This is a genomic window from Nocardia sp. NPDC058244, assembly GCF_042882065.1.
GTDB lineage: Bacteria > Actinomycetota > Actinomycetes > Mycobacteriales > Mycobacteriaceae > Nocardia.
Window position 1 is genome coordinate 23,872 of sequence record NZ_JBHVWX010000004.1, and the last position, 20,184, is coordinate 44,055.

The following is a 20,184-nucleotide window of genomic DNA, read 5'->3' on the forward strand; positions in this document are numbered from 1 at the left end:
TGATCGGTTTTCCTTTCGTGGAGCGAAGAATTCAGGAAGCGGAGGGCGCCTGGAGGCGGCGGATGAGCACGAGCAGCAGGGGCGCGCCGACGGCCGCGGTGACGATGCCGATGGGCAGCTCGCGCGGCGCGAACACCGTCCGCGCGGCCACATCTGCGACGACCAGGAACAACGCACCCAGCAGACCGCTGACCACCAGCAGCTGCCGGTGCGCCGCCCCCGCGCAGAGCCGGGCGACGTGCGGCACGATCAACCCGACGAAGCCGATGGCCCCCGCGACGGCCACCACCGCGCCCACGGCCAGCGCGACGATCAGCAACGCCAGCAACCGGATCCGGTTCGGCGCGACGCCGAGCGTGCGCGCGGTGTCGTCGCCCGCGGCCAGCGCGTCCAGGCGTGGCGCGAGCAGCAGCACCGCCACCGTGGCGGCCGCGACGACGGCCACCGTGGTGGCCACCGACGACCACGCGGCGGGCGCGAGCGAGCCGAGCAGCCAGAACAGCACGGTCCGCGCGCCTTCGGGCCGGTCGGAGGCGAAGATCAGGAAGCTGGTCGCCGCGGAGAAGATGTAGCCGATCGTGACGCCGCCGAGCAGCAGCCGCAGTGAGGTGAGCTGCCCGTTGATCCGCGCGAGGAGGAACAGCAGCGCCGTGGCCGCCAGCGCGCCCGCGAACGCGCTCGCCGCCAAGGCCGTCGCCGTGGTCGCCGCGGTGATCCCGAACAGCAGGTACACCGCGGCACCGGTCGAGGCACCGGAGGTGACGCCGAGAATGTGCGGATCGGCCAGCACATTGCGCACCACGGTCTGCAAGACCGCGCCGGTGATCGCCAGCGCCGCCCCGACGAGCGCGCCGAGGAGCACCCGGGGTACCCGCACCAGCCAGACGATGGAGTCCTGCGCGGCGGTCCAGTCGGCGGTCACCGGATACCCGATGGTGTGGTGGCCGATGATCCGCGCGACCGTGCCCGGCGGCACCGCCACCGGCCCCAGCCCCGCGGCCACCAGCACGGTCGCCACGAGTGCGACGCCGAGTCCCGTACCCAACAGGAGCGCGCGGCCCCGATGCCGGGTGTGGTCGAGATCGTCGACGGCCGGGGCCGCTGTGAGTGTCGCGGTCATCGCGCGGCCGCCTCTCGGGTCGCGGGCGACGGTGTGTCAGCCCTGGGTGCGGAGCGGAAGGAGTGGTCGGCGCCGGGTCCTGGCACCTGCGCCGATCTGTCGGCCGGAACGGCTGCGTGAGCGTCGGCCGGGGTGGCGGTCGACCTGTCGGCTGGGGTGGTCGCCGGTTCGGCGGTCGGTGTGTCGGGTGGGGTGGCGGTCGGTTCGGTGGTCGGTGTGTCGGTCGATTCGGCGGTCGGCCTGTCAGTTGGGGTGGCGGTCGACTCGCCGGGTGGGGTGGTTGGCGGTTCGTCGGTCGGGCCGAAGAGGAGTTGGATCGCGCCGAACGCGGTGGTCCGGCGGACCGGGATGCCGTAGACGGGTTCGAGGACATCCGGGGTCAGGACGTCGGGCACGGTGCCCGCGGCGGCGACGCGGCCGCTGTCGAGCAGGACGAGTCGGTCGCAGTAGCGGGCGGCCAGGTTCAGCTCGTGCAGCACGACGATGGTGGTGGTCGCGGTGAGGCCGCGGACCAGGCCGAGCAGTTCGTGCTGGTACCGGATGTCGAGGTGGTTGGTCGGTTCGTCGAGCAGTAGGTGATCGGCCTGCTGGGCCAGCGCCCTGGCGATCAGGACGCGCTGACGTTCGCCGCCGGACAGCGTCGCGAACCGGCGGTCGGCCAGCGCGCGGGCCCCGACCTGCTCGAGCGCGGCCGCGGCGGCGACCCGGTCGGCCCGTGAATACCCTTGGAACGCACCGACCCACGGCGAGCGGCCGAGCAATACCGTCTCGGCCACGGTGACCGGCGTATCCGGCGGTGCTTCCTGGGCGACCACGGCGAGCCTGCTCGCGAGCGCCCGCCCGCGCAGCTGTTCGACCGGCGTCGTATCGATCACGACGGTCCCGCCCGCCGGGCGCAGCGCGCGATACATCAGCCGCAGCAGGGTGGACTTGCCGGACCCGTTGGGCCCGATCAGCCCGATCGTGCTGCCCTGCTCGACCTGGAAGGTGATGCCGTCGAGCGTCGTTCGGCCGTCGTAGGTGAAGCGGATCTGGTCGACGGTGATCATCGCGGAGTGCTCTCTGCTCGGGGGTGGGGCGAGGGATGGACGCGGTCGCGGGGCGTGTCGGCCGTGGGCCGCCACGAGTGGTGCACCGTGACCGAGCAGGCGAAACTGTCGCAGATCCGCCGCGCGGCGAGGACCTGCGCGCGCAGGCGGGGATCGCGGTCGGCCAGCAGGATGCCCGTGGTGGTGCCGCTGTGCGCGACGACGACGCCGAGCGCGCCGATCGCGCGCGCCGCGCCGATCGTGGCGTCCAGGTGCGGCCGGTCCCGCAGCGTCGCGCTGAGCACCGCGCTGCGGGTGGCGACGGCCCCGATCCCGGCGAGGTCGCCGCGCGCGACCGCGACGCCGAGCTCGCTCAGCAGCCGGTCGTACTCGTGTTTCGCGGCCGAGCCGAAACACGGTCCGGCACGGTTGAATTCGACGGTGTCGACGGCGCCGCCCTCGTCGCCGGTGACGATGGTCAACGGCGGCAGGGTGCCGAGCCGGGCGAGCAGCCTGACCTCGCGATGGAAGTAGGCGACGGTGCCCGGGTACATGACGCCGTCGGAGGGTTCGATGGCGCGCAGGTCGGCCTCGAGTTCGTCGACGGGCACGGTGCGGCCCTCGGCGTCGGCGATCGCGCGGGCAGTGGCGACGAGGTCGGCGGTGGAGCTGGCCAGTCCCTTGCCCTCGGGCAGCTCGCTGTGCAGCGTCAGCCGGCCGCCGCGCAGCACGCGGGATCGGGCGACCATCGCGCTCGCCAGCCCGCGTGCCTTCGATTTCCGTTCCGGCACCACGGTGATGTCGTCGCCGCCCGGTTCGAAGACGGCCACGGACCCGCGCCGGATGGGCAGGGTGACCAGGAAGTGCCGATCCCGCGCGGTGACGCCCTGCAGGAGTTCCCCGCAGCTGCCGTAGGCGCGCCCGACGCCGATCCCGGTGGCGGTGAGGTCAGTGGACATCGGCGGCACCGTCTTTCGCCGCGGTGTCGTCGACAGCGGGCTCCGCCGTCGGCTCGCCGGGGCCGGGCAGCACCCGGCGCCGGTGCAGCCGCAGGACGGCGAGCGCCGACAGCAGTCCGGCGGCGGCGCAGAGCACGGCGGGCGGCCAGGCCAGCGACCCGCCCGACCGGTCGAGGACGGCGCCGGTGACCGAGGTGCCCACGACCGTGAACACCCCGGACGCCAGATAGAACGCGCCGAAATAGGTTCCGGTGAGCCGATTCCCGGCGAAGCGGCCGATCGCCTCGTTCACGAACGGCTGCACCGCCGTCACCCCGAGGGCGAGCAGCACGGCGGCCGCCACCACGGGCGCGACCCGGATCACCGTGCCCGCCACGCCGTCTCCGGCCGTCGCGACGAGTCCCGCGACGGCGGGCGGCACCAGGAACGACAGCCCCATGACCGCCATCCCGAGCGTCATCGCGGGCCCACGATGCGGTCGGCGCGCCAGCACCGTGGTGACCCGCACCTGCAACGCCACCACCGCGATCGTCTCCACGACGAACAGCGCGGCCACTGCGGCGGGACCGTGCCCCGGCCCCGCGCTGTCCTGGGCCTGCAGGGTGAACACGAAATAGATCTGGCTCTGCAACGCGAACATCGGCATCAGGGCGAGGGTGAACGCCCAGAAGCGCCGATCGGTGAACACCGTCGCGAAGTCGGCCCCGACCCCACCGTCGTGCCGCGGCACCGGACGGGCGGGCAGCAACAGCCACTGCACTACCGCGAGCACCGCGAAGATCGACGCCGCGACCAGCGCGGACAGCCGGAAACCCGCCGCGATCAACACGGTGCCGAGCACCGGGCCGATCGCGGAGCCCGCGTTGCCGAACACGTTGAACAGCGCGAACGCCTGCGCGGAGCGGGCACCGCTGTCGCGGGCGATGAAGGCGCGGACCGCCGGATTGAACAGCGCGCCCGCGAAACCCGTGAGCACCGACGCGGCCAGCACCACCGGCAGCGACCCGCCGACGGCGAACAGCGCGAAGCCGAGCGCCCGGATGGCGAGCCCGGTCATGATCACGCCACGCGCGCCGAGCCGATCCGCCGCCGAACCACCGACCAGGAACAGGCCCTGCTGACTCAGATTGCGGACCCCGAGCACCACACCGACGACGGCGGCCGAGAGGGCGAGGTCGTCGAGGAGATAGTCCGCCAGGAACGGCACGAGCAGGTAGAAGCCGATATGCCCGACGAGGTGGTTCACCAGCAGCAGTCGCACCGCGCCCGGCATCGCGCGGAAGGTGGCGAGCCCGCTCATCCGGCGGCCCTCGCCCCGAAATCCGGTGTGCCGGCGACACTGTCGGCGACTCGCGCCACCTCCGCGGCGGGATCGCGCACGACCGCGCAGCGGCCCCAGCCGGTGACCTCGGACCCGGTGGGCGAGGCGAGCTCGGCCGGTGCGTGCGCGCACTCGCCGAGCAGATCGTTCGCCCGGCACCAGTCGTCGTCGTAGATGGTGCGCAGGTAGCGGTGCGGACCGTCGGGAAACACGGTGAGCACCCGGGCCGCCGGCGCGCGCTCGGCGGCCCAGCCCGCGACCAGCGCGGCGGCCCCCGTGCTCCAGCCGCCCGCGATCCCGGTCGATGCCGCGAGCCCCCGGCACGACGCGACCGCCTCGCGCGCCCCCACCCAGTGCACCTCGTCGAAGTCGGCGTAGGCCACGTTGCGGGGCAGGATGCTGCTGCCGAGACCACGCATGAGCCTGCGCCGGTCGGGCTGGCCGAAGATGCGGGAGCCGACCGCGTCCACCCCGATCACCCGCAGGTGGGGCCATCGGGTGCGCAGCACGCGGGTGAGTCCGGCGCAGTGCCCGCCCGAGCCGATCGAGGCGACGAGCACGTCGACGGCGTCGACCTGGTCGAGGATCTCCGCGCCCATGGCCTGATAGCCGCCCGCGTTGTCGGGGTTGTCGTACTGGTCGGGCCAGTAGGCGCCCGGTGTCGCGGCGAGCAGTTCGGCGAGCCGGTCCAGCCGGGCCCGCTGCCAGCCGCCGGTCGGGTGCGGCGTGCGCACGACGTCGAGCCCGATCCGGTAGGCCGAGAACAGCGAGCGCAGTTCGGGTTCCAGCTCGTCGTCGACCACGAGCAGGACCGGATGCCCGAGTGCCTTGCCCGCCAGCGCCAAGCCGAGGCCGAGGGTGCCGCTGGTGGACTCGATGATGGTCGCCCCTGGCGCGAGCTCGCCGCGCGCCGCGGCGCCCCGCAGCATCGACGCGGCCGCGCGGGCCTTCATGCCCGCGACGCTCGCGGCTTCGAGTTTCGCGGTGTACCAGCTGTTTTCGGTGGGCACGGGCACAACGGGCGTGCCGCCGATCAGCTGGAGCAGGGCTGGCTGCGGTGTCGTCATGAGCGCTCTCGATAGGTGACGACGGTGCTGGGTCCGCCGTCGAGGGAGAAGAACGGATAGGGCTCGGCCGAGACGGCGTGCACGCCCGCGCCGAGAAACCACGGCAGCACCGCGCTTCCGGTCTGCGCGAACATCACCAGCGGTAGCCCGCGCTCGACGGCGACGGCCCGCAGCGCGTCGAAACTGCCGTTGCCCAGGGTCATTCCGGTGATCAGCAGGGCGTCGTAGCTGGTCGGCGCCGCCGCGACGGACTCGTACACGGGCTCGCCCCACTCGGTGACGCCGCCAGCGAGATCGCACGGCAGATACCCGATCGCCCGCGCCCGCAGTTCGGCGAGCAGCGAGCCGACCACCCCGACGACCAGGACCTCGCCGACCCCGGCGGGCAGCAGATCGACCACGGCGGCGGCCCGGTGCCGGGATTTCGTCAGCGACGTCGGCCCGTCGATGCGCACCGGTCGGCCCGCCGCGCCCGCCGCGTGCGGATGCGGACGCGCGTGCATCAGATAGGCGTCCAGCGCGGCGATCCTGACCTCGGCGCGCGGATGCGCGAGCAGCTCGGCGATCGGGGCCGCGACGCAGTCGTCGACGAGTTCGGCGGTGGCCGTGCCGGGTTCGAGCCCGCACGAGCCGACCGCCGCGCCGAGCCGGATGCTCAGTACCTCGTTGCGGTAACCGCGGGTCCGGCCCGGATGACGGGTGCCGTAGGTGGTGCGAAACGCGGTCGAGGCGTGCAGGGACGCGGCGTCGGGCCCGAGCAGCCCGGTGCGCGCCCACTCGGTGAGTTCGGCGACCGAGGCGGGACAGGCGGCGACGGTCATGCCGCACCGTCCGGTGTGGCGAGCGCGAAGCGCAGGTCCCCGATCAGCGTCCGGGCCAGTGCGCCCGCGCCGCCGGGCTCCGTGTCGGTGACCATGACATGACCGAGGTAGCTGTTGTTGTCGGTCGCGGGCCGCACCCGCGTCCCCGGTGCGGCCAGGGTGTACTCCACGATCCGGGGGTCGTCGGCCCAGTGCGCCGCGCCGTCGACGCCGTCGAGCTCGCCGGTCCCGGTGGGCACCGCGAACGCGACCGCCGCGCTCGCCACGTCGCTCGGACGCGGTGTCAGATCCGGGGTCCCACCCGCGGCCACCTCGGCATACGTTGCCGCCAAGTCGATTCCGGTGACGCGCCGGACGAGTTCGGTGATCCGGTTGCCCGCCGGGCGCGGATTGACCTCGATCAGCCGCGGGCCACGCGCGCCGAGTCTGATCTCCGTGTGCGCGACGGTCGCGTCCAGACCCAGCGCGGCGACGGCCGCCAGCGCGAGCTCGACCACGGCCGCCGTCTCGGCCGCAGGCAGCGCGGCGGGGAACATGTGCCCCGATTCGATGAACGCGGGCGCGCCGGTGAGCTGCTTGTCGGTCACCCCGATCACCGTGGTGCGGCCACCCACGGTCACCGTCTCGACACTGAATTCCGGTCCGTCCACGCACTCTTCGAGCAGCACCCGCGGTGAGCGGCGCTGTCCGCGCGCGTTCACCGGGAAACCGGCGATCCGGTCCACCGCCGCCCGCAGTTCGGTCTCGTCCTCGACCCGGCGCACGAACATCCCGCCACACAGGTCGACCGGCTTCACCACCAGCGGATAGCCGAGACCGGCTGCCGCGCCGATGATCTCGTCCCACTCCTGGGCGACCGCGAAGTCGGGTCCGGCGACACCGGCGGCCCGGCAGATCTGTCTGGTCCGGTCCTTGTCGCACGCGTCGGCCACCGCGGTGCGGCCCGCGCCGGGCAGGCCGAGGTCGGCGGCGATCGCGGCGACCGTCGGCAGGTAGTAGTCGCAGGAGGTGAGCACGCCGTCGAAACCGAAGACCTCGTGCAGTTTTCGCACGTACGGCAGCAGCGTGGCCTCGTCGTTGGTCTCGGCGGTGAACACGTTGTCCGCGGCCAGCAGGGGGTGCGGCGACGGTGTGCCCGGCCGGAGATAGTGCGCGAGATCCCTGGTCAGGAAGCTGAATCTGTGTCCGGATTCCCGGATTCCCGCCGGGAGCAGGGTGCTCATCGAGCCGACCCAACTCTCCACCATCAGCAGATGTCCCACGTAGCCTCCCAGCCTCTAGCAAGGTGCTAATGATAACCATTATCGTTAGGATTGCGACAGTCGAGCGCTCGCTCGACCGGAAAATGATGAGGAAAATCGCATGTTGATGAGGAAATTCGTTGTGCCCGCCGTGCTTTCGCTGGCCGCCCTGACGGTGGCCACCGGCACCGCGCAGGCGCAGGCGCCGGAGCGGCCGGTCGCGTTCACCGCCCACGCCACCGAGACCGCGTCGATCATCGAGGTCGAGCAGGGCGGCCTGGTGGTCGCGGACGGCGCGCTGCAGGTGCGCGACCTGGCAGGAACCGTCGTAGCCGCGACACCGCTGACCTTCGCGGTCGACGATTTCGAGTTCCCGATCGCCGCCGAGATCACCGGCCGCACCGCCACCCTCACCCCGCAGCTGGACATGGACAAAGCCGTCTACAAGCCGGTCGCGCTGCCCTTCGAGGACAAGGCACCCTGGAAGTCCGAATACGACCGAGAACAGGCCGCCTGGTCCCGCATGACCAGCACCATCTCCCTGGGTGCTTCGATCGGCACCCTCGTCGGCGGACTCGGCGGCGCGGCCGTCGGCTGCGTCCTCGGCGGGATCATCGGCGCCACCGTCGCCTCGGCCACCATCGTGGGACTGTTCGGCCCGTTCCTGCCCGCCGCCGCGGTCGGCTGTATCGGCGGTGTGCTGGCCATCGGCGCCCTCGGCACCGTCGCCGGACAGATCTTCGTGACCGCACCGGTCGCGCTCGGCGCGGCGATCCAGTACTTCACCACGATCAACCAGCCCTTCACCCCACCCGCCAAGTAGGCGAGGGTCCCGTGGCTCGCTGGTCACGGGACTCTAAGGGTTTCTCGAGGAAATTCGTTACCGCCGCAAATGGCCACCGGATCGCATTACGCTGCGGCTATGAGCACTACCGTCCACGGATTCACCGATGATGCCCTCGGCACGCTGGATGCCGTCGGGGTCGCCGCGGCGTTGCGGGCGGGGGAGGTCGGCCGGGCGGAGGTGCTCGAGGCCGCGATCGCGCGGACCCGGCGGGTGGACCCGAGCCTGGACGCGGTGCAGGTGGCCTGCTTCGAGCGGGCCGCGTCGGCGCCGGAGACCGCGGGCGTGTTCGCCGGCGTGCCCGCCTTCGTCAAGGACAACACCGATATCGCCGGGCTGCCCAGCTGCCACGGGTCGGCCGCGTTCACGCCGCGCGCGGCCACCGCGACCAGCGGGCCCGGCGCGCAGTTCCTGCATTCGGGCGTGGTCGTCATCGGCAAGTCGACGCTGCCGGAGTTCGGGCTCACCGCCAGCACCGAGTTCACCGGCCGGGCGCCGACCCGCAATCCGTGGAACATCGAGTACTCCGCCGGCGCGTCCTCGGGCGGTTCGGCGGCACTGGTCGCGGCGGGCGTCGTGCCGATCGCGCACGCCAACGACGGCGGCGGCTCGATCCGGATCCCGGCCGCGGCCAACGGCCTGGTCGGCCTGAAGCCCACCCGCAACCGGTTGCTCGACCAGCCGGGCGCTCGGCAACTGCCGGTGCACCTGGTCGCCGAGGGTGTGGTGACCCGCTCGGTGCGCGATACCGCGCACTATCTGGCCGCCGTCGAACGATTCGGCGCGAATCCGAAGCTGGCGCCGATCGGCCTGGTCGAGGGGCCGAGTGCGCGGCGGCTGCGGATCGGGCTGATCAGCGAGGACGTGCTCGGCCGCCCGGTACACCCCGACAATGCCGCCGTGCTCGCCTCGGCGGCGGCCATCCTGGCCGGCCTCGGCCACGAGGTCGTCGAGATGCGGCTCGACGTGGAGCCGCGGTTCGTCGAGGACTTCAAGCGGTACTGGGCGATGATGGCCGCCGCGATGACGCTGTCGTTCCGGTTCGGGCACCGCGACCACTTCGACGCGGGCAAACTCGATCCGTTCACCAGCGGTCTGATCGGGCTGGCCAAGCGCAATCCGCTCGGTGTCGCCGCGTCCACCTGGCGGCTGCGGTCCGGAACCGCCACCTACGACCGGCATTTCACCGACGTCGACGTGCTGCTCACCCCCGTGCTGTCGCATCCGGCGCCGCGGATCGGCGAGCTGGCGCCGGGCCAGCCCTTCGACGAGCTGTTCACGAAACTGGTCGACTACGTGGGCTTCACGCCGCTCAACAATGTGGGCGGCGGGCCCGCGGTGTCGCTGCCCCATGGGCTGCTCCCACACGGGCTGCCCGGCTCGATCCAGCTCGCCGCCCGGCGGGGCGACGAGCGATCGCTGCTCGACCTGGCCTACCAGCTGGAGGCGGCGAGCCCGTTCCCGCGCATCGTCGACCGGACGGCGGCCGAGGGCGCGGCCTGATCAGCTCTGGCGCACCGCGACATTGATCGGGCGCAGCCGGCCCGGGCTGGCGGTGCCCGCCTCGAACGCCCAGTGCTCGCCGTGCCAGCCGGGGAACTCGGTGTGCCAGCGGCCGACCAGGCGCGGGTCCTCGAGCGAGTCGATGACACCCGCCGAGCCGGTGTACTGCAGCCGCTCGTACTTGTGGCGGGTGATGGTGTCGACCGTGGCGACGGTGGCAAGGGTTGACATGACGATCCTGTCGGGAGGGTGGGAAACGGTGACTGACGTGACGAGGCGCGTCCGGTCCGATGGTCCGGATGCCGCGGTGGCGCGTCACCGCTCGCTGCCGAGTATGCCGCGCGACGCGACAGTACGCGGGTTCTTTTGAAAATCCTGTTCTTCGGATTAACGGCTACTCGTCATCACTTCGTCATGATCACCACGACGGGCGGACCCGGCCGGGCGTGACCATCCTGGCGATGGCATTTCTGGTCTGCGCGAACATCGCCGGACCGAGGGTGTCGACCCAGTGCGCGGCGAAGGCGGCGGCGGCCGCGTCGGCCGCCCTGGTGCAGGCCCAGCCGCGATCGGTGAGGGTGATCAGGCGGGCGCGCGCGTCGCGCGGGTGCGGATTGCGGTCGGCGTAACCCTTGGTGACCAGCTCGTCGACCAGCTGGCTCGCGGCCTGCTTGGTGACGCCCAGGTGCTCGGCGATCTCGCCGACGGTCGCGCCGTCGGGTGCCATCCGGACGAACGCGAAGCCGTGCGCCGGGCGGATGTCGGTGAAGCCCGCGGCGGTCACTCCGTCCTGGATCGCGGCGCTCACCTCGCTCGCCGCCGCCAGCAGCAACAGGGGGAGATCGGTGGCGGGCGGCGGGTTCCGGTGCACGGCCGTCATTCTGGCACTTGACATGATGGTCAATCTACTTGACCATATAGACAAGTTGCTTGACTATCTGAAAGAGGCGCCCATGCCGGTCACCCGTTCCGAAGACGCTCAGGTCCACGAGATCCACAACGCCCGCTTCACCTCGCTCATCCGCCCCGGCACCGGCAGTGCCGAACTCTGCGTCTGGCAGACCGAGGTCGCGCCCGATTCGGTGGGCGTGCCGCACCGCATCCTGGGGGAGGAGGCCTTCTACCTGCTCGCGGGCGAGGTCGAGATCACCATCGACGGCGACTCGGCGCCGCTGCGGCCGGGCGATGCCGCCGTCGCGCCCGCCGGGTCGATGATCGGCCTCACCAACGCGGCCGCCGAGCCCGCGGTGCTGCTCGTGACGGTGCGCGTCGGGTTCTCCGCGGAACTGCCCGATGGCTCGACTTTCGTTCCGCCCTGGGCATCCTGAACCGTCACAGCGTCTGTTCCAGGCGTTGAACTTGAAAGTTCGGTAACCCGAACAATATAATTCTGGAATGAAGGTTGGGTTTCACCGCGCGCCGGGTTCGTCGCGGCGTCGAGTCGTCGCGACGTGTGTGCTGAGTGTCATGGCGTTCGCGCTGACCGCGTGCGGTGGAGCCACCGCCTCCGACGACGGGAAGAAGGTGGTGCTCACCACCTTCACCGTGCTCGCCGACATGGCGCGCAATGTCGCGGGCGAGCACCTACGGGTCGAGTCGATCACCAAGGTCGGCGCCGAGATCCACGGCTACGAGCCGACGCCGGGTGACATCAAGAAGGCGGCCAAGGCCGATCTGATCCTGGACAACGGGCTCAACCTGGAGGCCTGGTTCGCCCAGTTCGTCGCCGATCTGACGGTGCCGCACGCGGTGGTCAGCGAGGGCGTGACCCCGATGGACATCGGCGAGGACGCCTACCGCGGCAAGCCGAATCCGCACGCGTGGATGTCGCCGGTGAACGCGCAGATCTACGTCGACAACATGGTCCGCGCCTTCGCCGACCTCGACCCCGGTCACGCCGCGGAGTACCGCGCCAACGGCGCCGCCTACAAGGCCCAGCTCGCCGCCGTCCACACCGACCTGGTCGCCGCCGTGAACACCCTGCCCGCCGGGCAGCGGGCCCTGGTGACCTGCGAGGGCGCGTTCTCCTACCTGGCCCGCGACACCGGTCTCACCGAGAAGTACATCTGGCCGGTCAACGCCGAACAGCAGGCGACCCCGCAGCAGATCGGCTCGGCCATCGATTTCGTGCGCCAGCGCGGCGTGCCCGCCGTGTTCTGCGAGTCGACCGTCTCCGACGCGCCGATGCAACGGGTGGTCGAGGCCTCCGGCGCGCGCTTCGGTGGCACCCTCTACGTCGACTCGCTCTCGGAGGCCGACGGCCCGGTGCCGACCTACCTCCAGCTGATCCGCCACGACGCGAACACCATCGCCACCGCACTCGCCGGAGCCCCGAAATGACCACCGCGCCCGTCGTCGAGATCCAGGACGTCACCGTTCACTACGGTGACGTGCTCGCCCTCGACAATGTCGAACTGACCCTGAAATCCGGCCGGGTCTGCGGCCTGATCGGCATGAACGGCTCGGGCAAGTCGACGCTGTTCAAGACGATCATGGGCCTGGTCACCCCCGACCGCGGCCGGGTGCTGATCAACGGCAGCGCGCCCGTCGCGGCCCGCAAGGCCGGCAGCCTCGGCTACGTACCGCAGTCCGAGGACGTGGACTGGACCTTCCCGCTGTCGGTGCGCGATGTCGTGCTGACCGGCCGCTACGGGAAGATGGGCTTCACCCGCCGGGCGAGCAGGGCCGATCGCGCCGCCGTCGCCGAGGCGCTGGCCCGCGTCGAGCTCACCGAGCTGGCCGACCGTCAGATCGGTCAGCTCTCCGGCGGCCAGAAGAAGCGCGCCTTCGTGGCCCGCGGCATCGCCCAGGAGGCGACGATCCTGCTGCTCGACGAGCCGTTCGCCGGCGTCGACAAGCGCTCGGAGGCCACAATCACCGCGCTGCTGCGCGAACTCGCCGCCGACGGCGCGACGATCCTGGTCTCCACCCACGACCTGCACGCCCTCCCGGCACTGGCCGACGAGGCGGTGCTGCTCAACCGCCGGGTGCTCGAGCACGGCGACCCCGATGTGGTGTTGCGACCGGAGAACCTGGCCAAGGCCTTCGGGCTCGACGTGGACGCGTGAGGAAGTACCGATGAGCCTCGAAGAATTCTTCCTCGACCCGCTGCGCTACGAGTTCATGGTGCGCGCGCTCGCGACCACTGTCACCGCGGCGGTGGTGTGCGCGGTGCTGTCGTGCTGGCTGGTGCTGATCGGCTGGTCGCTGATGGGTGACGCCGTCTCGCACGCGGTGCTGCCCGGCGTGGTGCTGGCCTACATCGTCGGCTGGCCGTTCGCGGTCGGCGCGGTGATCTTCGGTTTCCTCGCGGTCGCGCTGATCGGCGTCGTCCGCGACACCAGCCGGGTGAAGGAGGACGCCGCGATCGGCATCGTCTTCACGACGCTGTTCGCCTTCGGCCTGGTCCTGGTATCGGTGACACCGAGCCAGACCGACCTGAACCACATCGTGTTCGGCAACCTGCTCGGTGTCAGCCGCGGCGAGATGATCCAGATCATGATCCTGGCCGCGATCGTGCTGACCGCGCTGGTGCTCAAGCGCCGCGACTTCACCCTCTACGCCTTCGACGCCACCCACGCGCACGCCATCGGGCTGAACCCCCGGATCCTCGGCACCGCGCTGCTGGCGCTGCTCGCGCTGACCTCGGTGGTGGCGCTGCAAGCCGTCGGCGTGGTGCTGGTGGTGGCCATGCTGATCATCCCGGGCGCGACCGCGTACCTGCTGACCGACCGGTTCGCCCGGATGCTGATCATCGCGCCGACGGTGTCGGTGGTGTGCGCGGTGACCGGCCTCTACCTCAGCTACCACCTCGACACCGCCGCGGGCGGCATGGTGGTGGTCACCCAGGGCGTGGCCTTCTCGCTGGTCTACCTGTTCGCGCCGCGGCACGGCGTCATCGGCCGCAGGCTGACCGCCGCGCGGGCACGCGCGAAAGTGGCCGTCGCGCCCTGATTTCGGCGAATCGACCGCGCGGAACCGTGCCGCGTCGCACCATGTGACCTGGAACGTGTTCCAGTTGCCCCCGGCCGTCGGCCGTGGCGGCACGCGGGAAAGGTCGCTCGATGTTCGGACTCGGGATTCTCGATTCCGTCGCCCTCTCGCTGGACGCGCCCGACGGGCGTCCGCGCGAGGTCCGGCGGGCCCAGCAACTGGCGGTGTGGCAGGCCGTCTACTGCACCGGCCTCGCGCTGGTCACCATTCCGGCCACGGAACTGCTGCCCGCCGATGCCCTGCTGCTGCGCTACGAGGGTTTCGCCTACGCCGCCGCGATCGGCACGGTGCTGCTCGCGGTGCTCACGAGCGAATTCGCCAACCGCAGCCGGTACGTGCACGCGCTGGGCTGGTACGGGGCGGCGCTGATCGCCGGTGTGGCACTGTTCGGCCTGCTCACGCTGCCCGCCGTGGTGGTGTCGGTCGCGGTCGTCACGCTGCTGGACCGGCCGGCGTCCACCGCCTGGTTCGGGGTGTCCGCCACCGTGGAACCGGTGGCGTTCTGCCGCCGGGCGACGCTCCCGGCCTGGGCCGTTCCGGTCGCCCGGCCGGTCGGGGCGCGGTGGAAGGCGCTGCTGGCCGAGCGGTGAGCCCGGCCAGATGTCGGGGCCTGCTGGCAGGATGACGGTCATGAAGGCCACTGGGGAGGACGTCCGGGCGATCGTCGCCGCGCTACCGGAGACGGTGGAGCAGTTCGCCTGGGGCATGCCGATTTTCAAGGTCGCGGGCAAGCTGTTCCTTACCCTGCCCGAGGACGAGACCTCGATGGCGGTGCGCTGCCCGATCGTGGACCGCGACGAACTGGTCGTCGCGGAACCGGACAAGTTCTGGATCGCCGCGCACGAGTCGGGCAACCCGTGGGTCCGGGTCCGGCTGGCCGCCCTCGACGATCGCGCGGAACTGACGGCGATCGTCACCGACTCGTGGCGGCTGGCCGCACCGCGGGCCCTGCTCGAGGCCGCCGATCAGTAGCCGACCGGCCTGATGTCGGCCTCGATGGTGCGGATGGCGTCGTCGGGGATGACGAAGGTCTCGACGATCTCGACGGTGGTCAGCCGCACGCCCGCGATGCCGGTGTCGAGCAGGTAGCGGGTGGTGACGGTGTCGCCGGACTCGGACATGGTGAGCTCGCGCACGCCCTGGATCACCCGGTACTGCGGTCCGTTCTCGAGATCCGCGCTCAGCTGCGGGCCCGAGTACCCGGTCTGGAAGCCGACCTCGACCCGGGTGGCGTCGGGGGTGAACGGCACCGCGCTCGCGTCGTGCGAGACCAGCGCGTCGATGTAGGCGCGGGCGATGGCCTGGCGCGGAGTATCGGCCGGATTCGGTGCTGCCGCAGCGGTTCCCGCGCCGAGGGCGAGGAACGTGGCGGCTATTGCTGAAACATGAGTGATTCGCATGCGGAGATGCTGGCCGTCGGGGCGGACGAGCGCAAGCGGTAGTCTCGGAACTCCTATGGCACTCAGCGCAACCCTGCATCATTTCGCCGTCCAGCTCGCCGACGTCGACCGCGGCGTCTACGAGGACCTCGAGCTGCGGGTCGCCCGTCATCCCTCGGAGACCCTCGAGTACATGCTCACCCGCATCCTCGCCTACTGCCTGCAGTACGAGGAGGGCATCGTCTTCAGCGAGGGCGGCATCTCGGCCACCGACGAACCCGCCGTGCAGATCCGCGACCTCACCGGCCGGGTCACCGCCTGGATCGAGGTCGGCGCGCCGGACGCCGACCGCGTGCATCGCGGCAGCAAGCTGGCCGGTCGCGCGGCGGTCTACACCCATCGCGATCCGGCGAAGGTGCTGGCGCAGTACGCGGGCAAGAAGATCCACCGCGCCGAGGACATCCCCCTCTATGGCATCGACCGTGCCTTCATCGACGAGGCCGTGCCGCTGATCGATCGCCGCAACACCCTGAGCCTGTCGGTCACCGAGGGTGTGCTGTACCTGGATCTCAACGGGACCAGCCTGCGCGGCGAGGTCACCGAGCATCGGCTCGGCCAGGTCTGACCCGCGATCCGGGGCGGTGGCCTATCCTCGGTTCGCCACGATCGACCAGGAGGTTTGCCGGTGCCCAGTGTGATGAGCCGGATCGTGCTCCCCGCCTTCCTGCGGATCACCCGGCGCAACCGGAACTACATCGACGCCGAGGCCGCGCGCGAGCACGTCCGCAAGCTGAGCGCGGCGCCGGTGGACTATGCCCCGCCCAAGCGGTTGCGCGGCGTCGTGGTGTCGAAGCTCGAGGATCGCGGCTGGCCGGTCTACACGCTGACCCCGGCCACCGGCGACTCGCGCGGCGGGCTCGTCTACGCGCACGGTGGTGGCTGGGTCGGCGAGATCGCGCCGCAGCACTGGCAGCTCGCGGCCCGGCTGGCCGCCCAGTTGCGGCTGACCGTCACGGTGCCGATCTACCCGCTGATCCCGGCGGGCACCGCCGCCCAGGTGATTCCGCGCTTCGCCGAGATCGTCGCCGCCAGCGCCGAGCGGCATGGCACCACCTTCGTTGCCGGTGACTCGGCGGGCGGCCAGATCGCCCTGTCGACGGCACTGCACCTGCGCGACACCCGGTCGATCACCCTGCCGCGGACGATCCTGATCTCACCCGCGCTCGACCTCACGCTGGAGAATCCGCAGATCACCGAGGTGCTGCCGCTCGATCCCTGGCTCGGCCGCGACGGCGGCCTGGTCTTCGGCCGACTGTGGAGCGGCGAGCTGCCGATGACCGATCCGATGGTCAGCCCGCTGTTCGGCGACCACACCGGCCTCGGCCCGCTCACCGTGTTCAGCGGCACCTACGACATCCTCAACCCCGACACCCGGCTGCTGGTGGACAAGGCGCGCGCGGCGGGCGTCGAGGTCGACTACCACGAGGCCGACGGCCTGGTCCACGTCTATCCGCTGACCCCCACCCCCGAGGGCGCCGCCGCCCGCCGCACCATCGTCGAGACGCTGCGCGCCCACCTCTAGCGCTGGGACAGGTGCAGGTTGAGCAGGATGGTGAGCTGGGTGACGGCCTGATCGAACGGGTGCGGGGACTTGAGCGCGCGACTGTGCACGATGGTGCCCTCGATGGTGGTGAGCAGGAACCCGGCCAGTGAGACGGCGGTGGCGCGTTCGATGCCGGTCGCGACGATGCCGTCGGCCAGGCGCGCGGTCCACTCGGCGAAGGCCTGGCCCGCGATGGACTGGACGGCCGGGTCGAGTTCGTCCAGCGCGGCGGCCATCATGAACGAGCCGGCGCTGTAGTCGGACTTCTCCAACGGGATGCGCCAGAAGGCGAGCAGGTCGGTGAGCCACTGCTGGACCGACGGCGCCGTCTGCAACGCGTCGGCCATGGTGCTCACGTGCGAGTAGACCAGGCGCGAGACGATCCGGCCCGCGGTCTGCACCAATTCGCCCTTGCCCGAAGGGAAGTGCTGGTACAGCGAGTTGCGTGAGGTGTTGCTGCGCTTGAGCAGTTCACTCAGCGCGGCCGCGTGGACGCCGTGCTGCTGGACGGTGCTGATGGTGTGTTCGATCAGTCGGGCGCGTGGTCCGGCTGCCATCCGATCTCCTCCCAACCCTTGATTGAACCGATCGGTCCATGTTAGACCTATTCCAGCGTGAACCGATCGGTTCATATGGAGAGGATGCCATGCCCACCCCCATCGCCACCGCAGTTCCGGTCACCCATACGGGAATTCTCGGCCTCGGCGTGTATCGCCCGCGCCGGGTTGTGCCCAACGCCGAGATCGTCGAGGCCATCGATTCCTCCGACGAGTGGATCAAGACCCGCTCGGGGATCGCCGCCCGGCACTGGGCCGAGCCCGACGAGACCATCGTCGGGATGAGCGTCGCGGCCGCCCGCGACGCGCTGACGGCGGCGGGCGTCGCGGCCGCGGAGATCGATGTCGTCGTGCTCGCGACCTCGTCGCAGATGGTGCTCGGCCCGTCGGCGGGCGCGGTCGTCGCCACCGAGCTCGGCATGGACGACACCGCCGCCTACGACATCTCCGCCGGGTGCGCGGGCTTCTGCTACGCCCTGGGCGACGCCGCGAACCTGGTGCGTTCCGGTCAGGCCCGCAAGGTCCTGGTGATCGGCGTGGAGCGGCTGTCGGATCTGCTCGACACCTCCGACCGCAGCTGCGCGTTCATCTTCGCCGACGGCGCGGGCGCGGTGGTCGTCGGCGCGGCCGAGCAGGAGGGGATCGGCCCGGTCGCGTGGGGTTCGGACGGCAGCCGGACCTCGGCGATCAAGCAGGACAAGGACTTCCTCGAGTACTTCGCCGAGGTCGCCGCGGCGGAGGCGAACGGCGGCACGTCGGTGCGCCCGTACATCCGGATGAACGGGACCGAGGTGTTCCGCTGGGCCGTGACGTTCCTGGAGAAGGCGTGCCGGGCCGCGCTCGATCAGGCCGGTGTCGCGGCGGCCGACCTCGACGCGTTCGTCCCGCACCAGGCCAATATCCGCATCACCGACGCGCTGGTGCGCACCCTCGGGCTGCCCGAGTCGGTGGCCGTCGCGCGCGACATCATCGAGACCGGCAACACCAGCGCCGCCTCGATCCCGATGGCGATGGAACAGCTGTTGCGCTCCGGCGGCGCGAAGCCGGGCGACACCGCGCTGCTGCTCGGGTTCGGCGCGGGCTTGGCCTACGCCGGTCAGGTGGTGCATCTGCCGCCGATCGCCTGAGCGGTGCTCAGCGCACCAGCGCGCGCAGGTACCGGCGACGGTAGACACGCTGGGCGAGCAGCAGGATCGGGAACGCCGCGCGCCAGCAGCCCGCCCGCGCGGGCCTGGTCAGCGAGCGCAGGGTGAGGACAACGGCACCGTCGGGGCGCCGATGCACCACGAACGCCTCCTCGCCGGTGACCGGGTGGCCGGGCAGGGTGCCGTAGGCGAAGCCGCACCGGTCGCCGGTGTCGACGACCGCCACCACCCGTACCGGCTCGTGCACGACGATCGGGCCGAAGCCCGCGGTGATCCGGTAGTCGGCGTCGGTCTCCACCGGGGTGTCGGGCGCCACGCGAAACCCGCTGCGGCGCTTGATGCCCCAGCGCAGGATCGTGTCGGTCGCGGCGGTCCAGACGTGGTCGCCGTGGCCGATCACCACCGAGGTCTCGAACCGGCGGAACCCGGGGAGTTCCGCCGTCCAGGATTCCTCGGCGGGGCGGGTCGCCCCCGCCGGGTGATAGGTGAGTGCCGCGGGCATACCGTCGACGATAGAGCGCCGAGCGGTGTCAGGCGGTGGGCTGCGGGGTGCGCTTGGCGCGCCGCTCGGTGACCGGGATCGCGTAGGCGGCGCCGTCGCGGATGCCGAATTCGAAGCGGCACGGGAACAGCGAGGGTAGGCCGGTGGAGCGTAGGTCGTAGTTCGCCGCGAGGGTCTGCATCGCCCAGTTCTGCAGCGAATCCGGCAGGCGCAGGGTGGTGCCGTCGACGCAGGACACGTAGGCGTGTGTCCGCTCACCGTCGACGGGCAGTGGGTTGCGCAGACCGACCGCGCCGATTTCCAGAATTCGTCCGGCGTTATGGGCAGAAGCGACGCTCGGCAAATCCAACTCGATGTCGTCCATGCGGGAAACGGTAACTCAGCAACTATTCAGGGAACACGGAAATCGAGTGCCCTTGACCAAACTTCGCAAAGTCACTCCGATCCGCCGGGCGGGTCGCCCGCCCGGCGGATCGCGGGTGGGCTACCGCAGGGCGACCACCGGGAAGTCGACCGGCACGCGCAGCGCCACGTTCACGTAGTTGGTGAACAGGTTCAGCGCCACATGCGCGATGAGTTCGACGAGCTCGGCGTCGGTCCAGCCCAGTGCGCGCGCCCGCTCGACGTGCTCGTCGCCGACGTGTCCGCGCTGCTCGACCAGCTCCAGCGCGAGCCCGAGCAGCACGGCCGTCTTGGGGTCGTCGGCGGCGCCGACCTGTGCCGCGGACAGCGCGTCGGCGGACAGCCCGGCCTTGCGGCCGAGGCCGGTGTGCGCGGCCAGGCAGTATTCGCAACTGTTGCGATTGGCCACGGCCACCGCGATCAGCTCGGTCAGGGCCGGGCCGAAGGTGCCCGCGCCGAGCGCGGTGAACGACCCCCACATACTGCGCAGTGCCGCGGGCGAATTCGCCACCGCCCGGAACATGGCCGGGGTGGTGCCGAAGGCGCCGTCGATCTGATCGAGCAGCTCGCGAGTGCCGCCCGTGGTGTCGGTCCGGGCGATGAGCGAGACGTGCGACATGGTGATTCCTCCGTGGTGCGGGGGTTGCCACCGGGACCGATCGGCTCCGGTGGATGCCTGGGCATGCCTCCAGCTTCGTC

At 71.3% G+C, this 20,184-nt stretch carries 25 protein-coding genes; 11 read left to right on the plus strand and 14 right to left on the minus strand.

The features are described 5' to 3' along the window. Window positions 1-31 precede the first annotated feature (31 nt). From ACFVW6_RS13100 to ACFVW6_RS13130, 7 genes are read right to left on the minus strand one after another with little or no spacing between them, the layout of a single operon-like run. Window positions 32-1,120, minus strand: a complete 1,089-nt coding sequence (locus tag ACFVW6_RS13100; protein WP_378828116.1) for a FecCD family ABC transporter permease — start codon at window positions 1,118-1,120, stop codon at window positions 32-34. After that, window positions 1,117-2,169 (minus strand): ABC transporter ATP-binding protein, encoded by a 1,053-nt coding sequence (locus ACFVW6_RS13105; protein WP_378828114.1) that lies wholly within the window; start codon window positions 2,167-2,169, stop codon window positions 1,117-1,119. The genes ACFVW6_RS13100 and ACFVW6_RS13105 overlap by 4 nt, the downstream gene beginning before the upstream one ends. Then, complete coding sequence (locus tag ACFVW6_RS13110) at window positions 2,166-3,107, minus strand: hypothetical protein (protein WP_378828112.1); 942 nt, start codon at window positions 3,105-3,107, stop codon at window positions 2,166-2,168. The genes ACFVW6_RS13105 and ACFVW6_RS13110 overlap by 4 nt, the downstream gene beginning before the upstream one ends. Beyond that, window positions 3,097-4,407, minus strand: coding sequence for an MFS transporter (locus tag ACFVW6_RS13115; protein ID WP_378828110.1), 1,311 nt, complete (start codon window positions 4,405-4,407; stop codon window positions 3,097-3,099). Before ACFVW6_RS13115 ends, ACFVW6_RS13110 begins: the two co-directional genes overlap by 11 nt. Further along, on the minus strand, window positions 4,404-5,495 hold the full coding sequence (locus tag ACFVW6_RS13120) for a PLP-dependent cysteine synthase family protein (protein WP_378828108.1): 1,092 nt from the start codon (window positions 5,493-5,495) through the stop codon (window positions 4,404-4,406). Before ACFVW6_RS13120 ends, ACFVW6_RS13115 begins: the two co-directional genes overlap by 4 nt. After that, window positions 5,492-6,316, minus strand: coding sequence for a hypothetical protein (locus tag ACFVW6_RS13125; protein ID WP_378828106.1), 825 nt, complete (start codon window positions 6,314-6,316; stop codon window positions 5,492-5,494). Before ACFVW6_RS13125 ends, ACFVW6_RS13120 begins: the two co-directional genes overlap by 4 nt. Next, window positions 6,313-7,578, minus strand: coding sequence for an ATP-grasp domain-containing protein (locus tag ACFVW6_RS13130; RefSeq protein WP_378828104.1), 1,266 nt, complete (start codon window positions 7,576-7,578; stop codon window positions 6,313-6,315). The genes ACFVW6_RS13125 and ACFVW6_RS13130 overlap by 4 nt, the downstream gene beginning before the upstream one ends. Before the next feature lie 106 nt (window positions 7,579-7,684). On the opposite strand from ACFVW6_RS13130, the gene ACFVW6_RS13135 reads away from it, so the two are divergent. Both ACFVW6_RS13135 and ACFVW6_RS13140 read left to right on the plus strand, forming a co-directional pair. Further along, window positions 7,685-8,380, plus strand: coding sequence for a hypothetical protein (locus tag ACFVW6_RS13135; protein WP_378828102.1), 696 nt, complete (start codon window positions 7,685-7,687; stop codon window positions 8,378-8,380). Window positions 8,381-8,479: 99 nt separating this feature from the next. Next, on the plus strand, window positions 8,480-9,904 hold the full coding sequence (locus ACFVW6_RS13140) for an amidase (RefSeq protein WP_378828100.1): 1,425 nt from the start codon (window positions 8,480-8,482) through the stop codon (window positions 9,902-9,904). Here the strand turns inward: ACFVW6_RS13140 and ACFVW6_RS13145 are convergent, their stop codons facing one another. After that, entirely contained in the window at window positions 9,905-10,135 is a 231-nt protein-coding gene (locus ACFVW6_RS13145) for a hypothetical protein (RefSeq protein ID WP_355276638.1), read from the minus strand. Between the two features lie 187 nt (window positions 10,136-10,322). Further along, complete coding sequence (locus ACFVW6_RS13150) at window positions 10,323-10,799, minus strand: MarR family transcriptional regulator (protein WP_355276640.1); 477 nt, start codon at window positions 10,797-10,799, stop codon at window positions 10,323-10,325. Between the two features lie 58 nt (window positions 10,800-10,857). Here ACFVW6_RS13150 and ACFVW6_RS13155 point away from each other — a divergent pair, with 58 nt between their 5' ends. From ACFVW6_RS13155 to ACFVW6_RS13180, 6 genes are all read left to right on the plus strand, one after another. Beyond that, window positions 10,858-11,232 carry a cupin domain-containing protein gene (locus ACFVW6_RS13155; protein ID WP_355276642.1) on the plus strand — a complete coding sequence of 125 codons (375 nt, stop codon included), beginning with the start codon at window positions 10,858-10,860 and terminating at the stop codon, window positions 11,230-11,232. Window positions 11,233-11,299: 67 nt separating this feature from the next. After that, window positions 11,300-12,244 (plus strand): metal ABC transporter substrate-binding protein, encoded by a 945-nt coding sequence (locus ACFVW6_RS13160; protein ID WP_378828096.1) that lies wholly within the window; start codon window positions 11,300-11,302, stop codon window positions 12,242-12,244. Continuing rightward, on the plus strand, window positions 12,241-12,972 hold the full coding sequence (locus tag ACFVW6_RS13165) for a metal ABC transporter ATP-binding protein (protein ID WP_378828094.1): 732 nt from the start codon (window positions 12,241-12,243) through the stop codon (window positions 12,970-12,972). The genes ACFVW6_RS13160 and ACFVW6_RS13165 overlap by 4 nt, the downstream gene beginning before the upstream one ends. Before the next feature lie 10 nt (window positions 12,973-12,982). After that, entirely contained in the window at window positions 12,983-13,858 is an 876-nt protein-coding gene (locus ACFVW6_RS13170; RefSeq protein WP_378828092.1) for a metal ABC transporter permease, read from the plus strand. A 110-nt stretch (window positions 13,859-13,968) separates the two neighbouring features. Next, window positions 13,969-14,487 carry a hypothetical protein gene (locus ACFVW6_RS13175; RefSeq protein ID WP_378828090.1) on the plus strand — a complete coding sequence of 173 codons (519 nt, stop codon included), beginning with the start codon at window positions 13,969-13,971 and terminating at the stop codon, window positions 14,485-14,487. A 40-nt stretch (window positions 14,488-14,527) separates the two neighbouring features. Further along, a complete protein-coding gene (locus ACFVW6_RS13180; RefSeq protein WP_355276651.1) occupies window positions 14,528-14,869 on the plus strand; it encodes an MmcQ/YjbR family DNA-binding protein in 342 nt (113 codons plus the stop codon). On the opposite strand, the gene ACFVW6_RS13185 is transcribed toward ACFVW6_RS13180, so the two are convergent. Next, window positions 14,863-15,297, minus strand: a complete 435-nt coding sequence (locus ACFVW6_RS13185; RefSeq protein WP_378828088.1) for a hypothetical protein — start codon at window positions 15,295-15,297, stop codon at window positions 14,863-14,865. The two genes, ACFVW6_RS13180 and ACFVW6_RS13185, sit on opposite strands and share 7 nt — an antisense overlap. A 55-nt stretch (window positions 15,298-15,352) precedes the next feature. On the opposite strand from ACFVW6_RS13185, the gene ACFVW6_RS13190 reads away from it, so the two are divergent. Then, the gene (locus tag ACFVW6_RS13190) at window positions 15,353-15,901 is read left to right on the plus strand and encodes a YaeQ family protein (RefSeq protein ID WP_355276655.1); all 549 of its coding nucleotides are present in this window, start codon (window positions 15,353-15,355) and stop codon (window positions 15,899-15,901) included. A 60-nt stretch (window positions 15,902-15,961) separates the two neighbouring features. Next, window positions 15,962-16,858 (plus strand): alpha/beta hydrolase fold domain-containing protein, encoded by an 897-nt coding sequence (locus ACFVW6_RS13195; protein WP_378828084.1) that lies wholly within the window; start codon window positions 15,962-15,964, stop codon window positions 16,856-16,858. Here ACFVW6_RS13195 and ACFVW6_RS13200 read toward each other — a convergent pair. Further along, entirely contained in the window at window positions 16,855-17,436 is a 582-nt protein-coding gene (locus ACFVW6_RS13200; RefSeq protein WP_355276659.1) for a TetR/AcrR family transcriptional regulator, read from the minus strand. The two genes, ACFVW6_RS13195 and ACFVW6_RS13200, sit on opposite strands and share 4 nt — an antisense overlap. An 89-nt stretch (window positions 17,437-17,525) precedes the next feature. Here ACFVW6_RS13200 and ACFVW6_RS13205 point away from each other — a divergent pair, with 89 nt between their 5' ends. After that, complete coding sequence (locus ACFVW6_RS13205; RefSeq protein ID WP_378828082.1) at window positions 17,526-18,563, plus strand: beta-ketoacyl-ACP synthase 3; 1,038 nt, start codon at window positions 17,526-17,528, stop codon at window positions 18,561-18,563. 7 nt (window positions 18,564-18,570) lie between these two features. On the opposite strand, the gene ACFVW6_RS13210 is transcribed toward ACFVW6_RS13205, so the two are convergent. The 3 genes from ACFVW6_RS13210 to ACFVW6_RS13220 all read right to left on the minus strand — a co-directional run bounded on the left by ACFVW6_RS13210 (window position 18,571) and on the right by ACFVW6_RS13220 (window position 20,104). Further along, window positions 18,571-19,083 (minus strand): DUF1990 family protein, encoded by a 513-nt coding sequence (locus ACFVW6_RS13210; protein ID WP_378828080.1) that lies wholly within the window; start codon window positions 19,081-19,083, stop codon window positions 18,571-18,573. 28 nt (window positions 19,084-19,111) lie between these two features. After that, on the minus strand, window positions 19,112-19,447 hold the full coding sequence (locus tag ACFVW6_RS13215) for a hypothetical protein (RefSeq protein WP_355276665.1): 336 nt from the start codon (window positions 19,445-19,447) through the stop codon (window positions 19,112-19,114). 120 nt (window positions 19,448-19,567) lie between these two features. Beyond that, complete coding sequence (locus ACFVW6_RS13220; RefSeq protein ID WP_378828077.1) at window positions 19,568-20,104, minus strand: carboxymuconolactone decarboxylase family protein; 537 nt, start codon at window positions 20,102-20,104, stop codon at window positions 19,568-19,570. Window positions 20,105-20,184: the final 80 nt, after the last annotated feature.

Bases quoted from the DNA above. Each gene is read 5' to 3' on its own strand.
- ACFVW6_RS13100 (WP_378828116.1), bottom strand. From the start codon at position 1,120: ATGACCGCGACACTCACAGCGGCCCCGGCCGTCGACGATCTCGACCAC.
- ACFVW6_RS13105 (WP_378828114.1), bottom strand. From the start codon at position 2,169: ATGATCACCGTCGACCAGATCCGCTTCACCTACGACGGCCGAACGACG.
- ACFVW6_RS13110 (WP_378828112.1), bottom strand. From the start codon at position 3,107: ATGTCCACTGACCTCACCGCCACCGGGATCGGCGTCGGGCGCGCCTAC.
- ACFVW6_RS13115 (WP_378828110.1), bottom strand. From the start codon at position 4,407: ATGAGCGGGCTCGCCACCTTCCGCGCGATGCCGGGCGCGGTGCGACTG.
- ACFVW6_RS13120 (WP_378828108.1), bottom strand. From the start codon at position 5,495: ATGACGACACCGCAGCCAGCCCTGCTCCAGCTGATCGGCGGCACGCCC.
- ACFVW6_RS13125 (WP_378828106.1), bottom strand. From the start codon at position 6,316: ATGACCGTCGCCGCCTGTCCCGCCTCGGTCGCCGAACTCACCGAGTGG.
- ACFVW6_RS13135 (WP_378828102.1), top strand. From the start codon at position 7,685: ATGAGGAAATTCGTTGTGCCCGCCGTGCTTTCGCTGGCCGCCCTGACG.
- ACFVW6_RS13140 (WP_378828100.1), top strand. From the start codon at position 8,480: ATGAGCACTACCGTCCACGGATTCACCGATGATGCCCTCGGCACGCTG.
- ACFVW6_RS13145 (WP_355276638.1), bottom strand. From the start codon at position 10,135: ATGTCAACCCTTGCCACCGTCGCCACGGTCGACACCATCACCCGCCAC.
- ACFVW6_RS13150 (WP_355276640.1), bottom strand. From the start codon at position 10,799: ATGTCAAGTGCCAGAATGACGGCCGTGCACCGGAACCCGCCGCCCGCC.
- ACFVW6_RS13155 (WP_355276642.1), top strand. From the start codon at position 10,858: ATGCCGGTCACCCGTTCCGAAGACGCTCAGGTCCACGAGATCCACAAC.
- ACFVW6_RS13160 (WP_378828096.1), top strand. From the start codon at position 11,300: ATGAAGGTTGGGTTTCACCGCGCGCCGGGTTCGTCGCGGCGTCGAGTC.
- ACFVW6_RS13165 (WP_378828094.1), top strand. From the start codon at position 12,241: ATGACCACCGCGCCCGTCGTCGAGATCCAGGACGTCACCGTTCACTAC.
- ACFVW6_RS13170 (WP_378828092.1), top strand. From the start codon at position 12,983: ATGAGCCTCGAAGAATTCTTCCTCGACCCGCTGCGCTACGAGTTCATG.
- ACFVW6_RS13175 (WP_378828090.1), top strand. From the start codon at position 13,969: ATGTTCGGACTCGGGATTCTCGATTCCGTCGCCCTCTCGCTGGACGCG.
- ACFVW6_RS13180 (WP_355276651.1), top strand. From the start codon at position 14,528: ATGAAGGCCACTGGGGAGGACGTCCGGGCGATCGTCGCCGCGCTACCG.
- ACFVW6_RS13185 (WP_378828088.1), bottom strand. From the start codon at position 15,297: ATGCGAATCACTCATGTTTCAGCAATAGCCGCCACGTTCCTCGCCCTC.
- ACFVW6_RS13190 (WP_355276655.1), top strand. From the start codon at position 15,353: ATGGCACTCAGCGCAACCCTGCATCATTTCGCCGTCCAGCTCGCCGAC.
- ACFVW6_RS13200 (WP_355276659.1), bottom strand. From the start codon at position 17,436: ATGGCAGCCGGACCACGCGCCCGACTGATCGAACACACCATCAGCACC.
- ACFVW6_RS13205 (WP_378828082.1), top strand. From the start codon at position 17,526: ATGCCCACCCCCATCGCCACCGCAGTTCCGGTCACCCATACGGGAATT.
- ACFVW6_RS13210 (WP_378828080.1), bottom strand. From the start codon at position 19,083: ATGCCCGCGGCACTCACCTATCACCCGGCGGGGGCGACCCGCCCCGCC.
- ACFVW6_RS13215 (WP_355276665.1), bottom strand. From the start codon at position 19,447: ATGGACGACATCGAGTTGGATTTGCCGAGCGTCGCTTCTGCCCATAAC.
- ACFVW6_RS13220 (WP_378828077.1), bottom strand. From the start codon at position 20,104: ATGTCGCACGTCTCGCTCATCGCCCGGACCGACACCACGGGCGGCACT.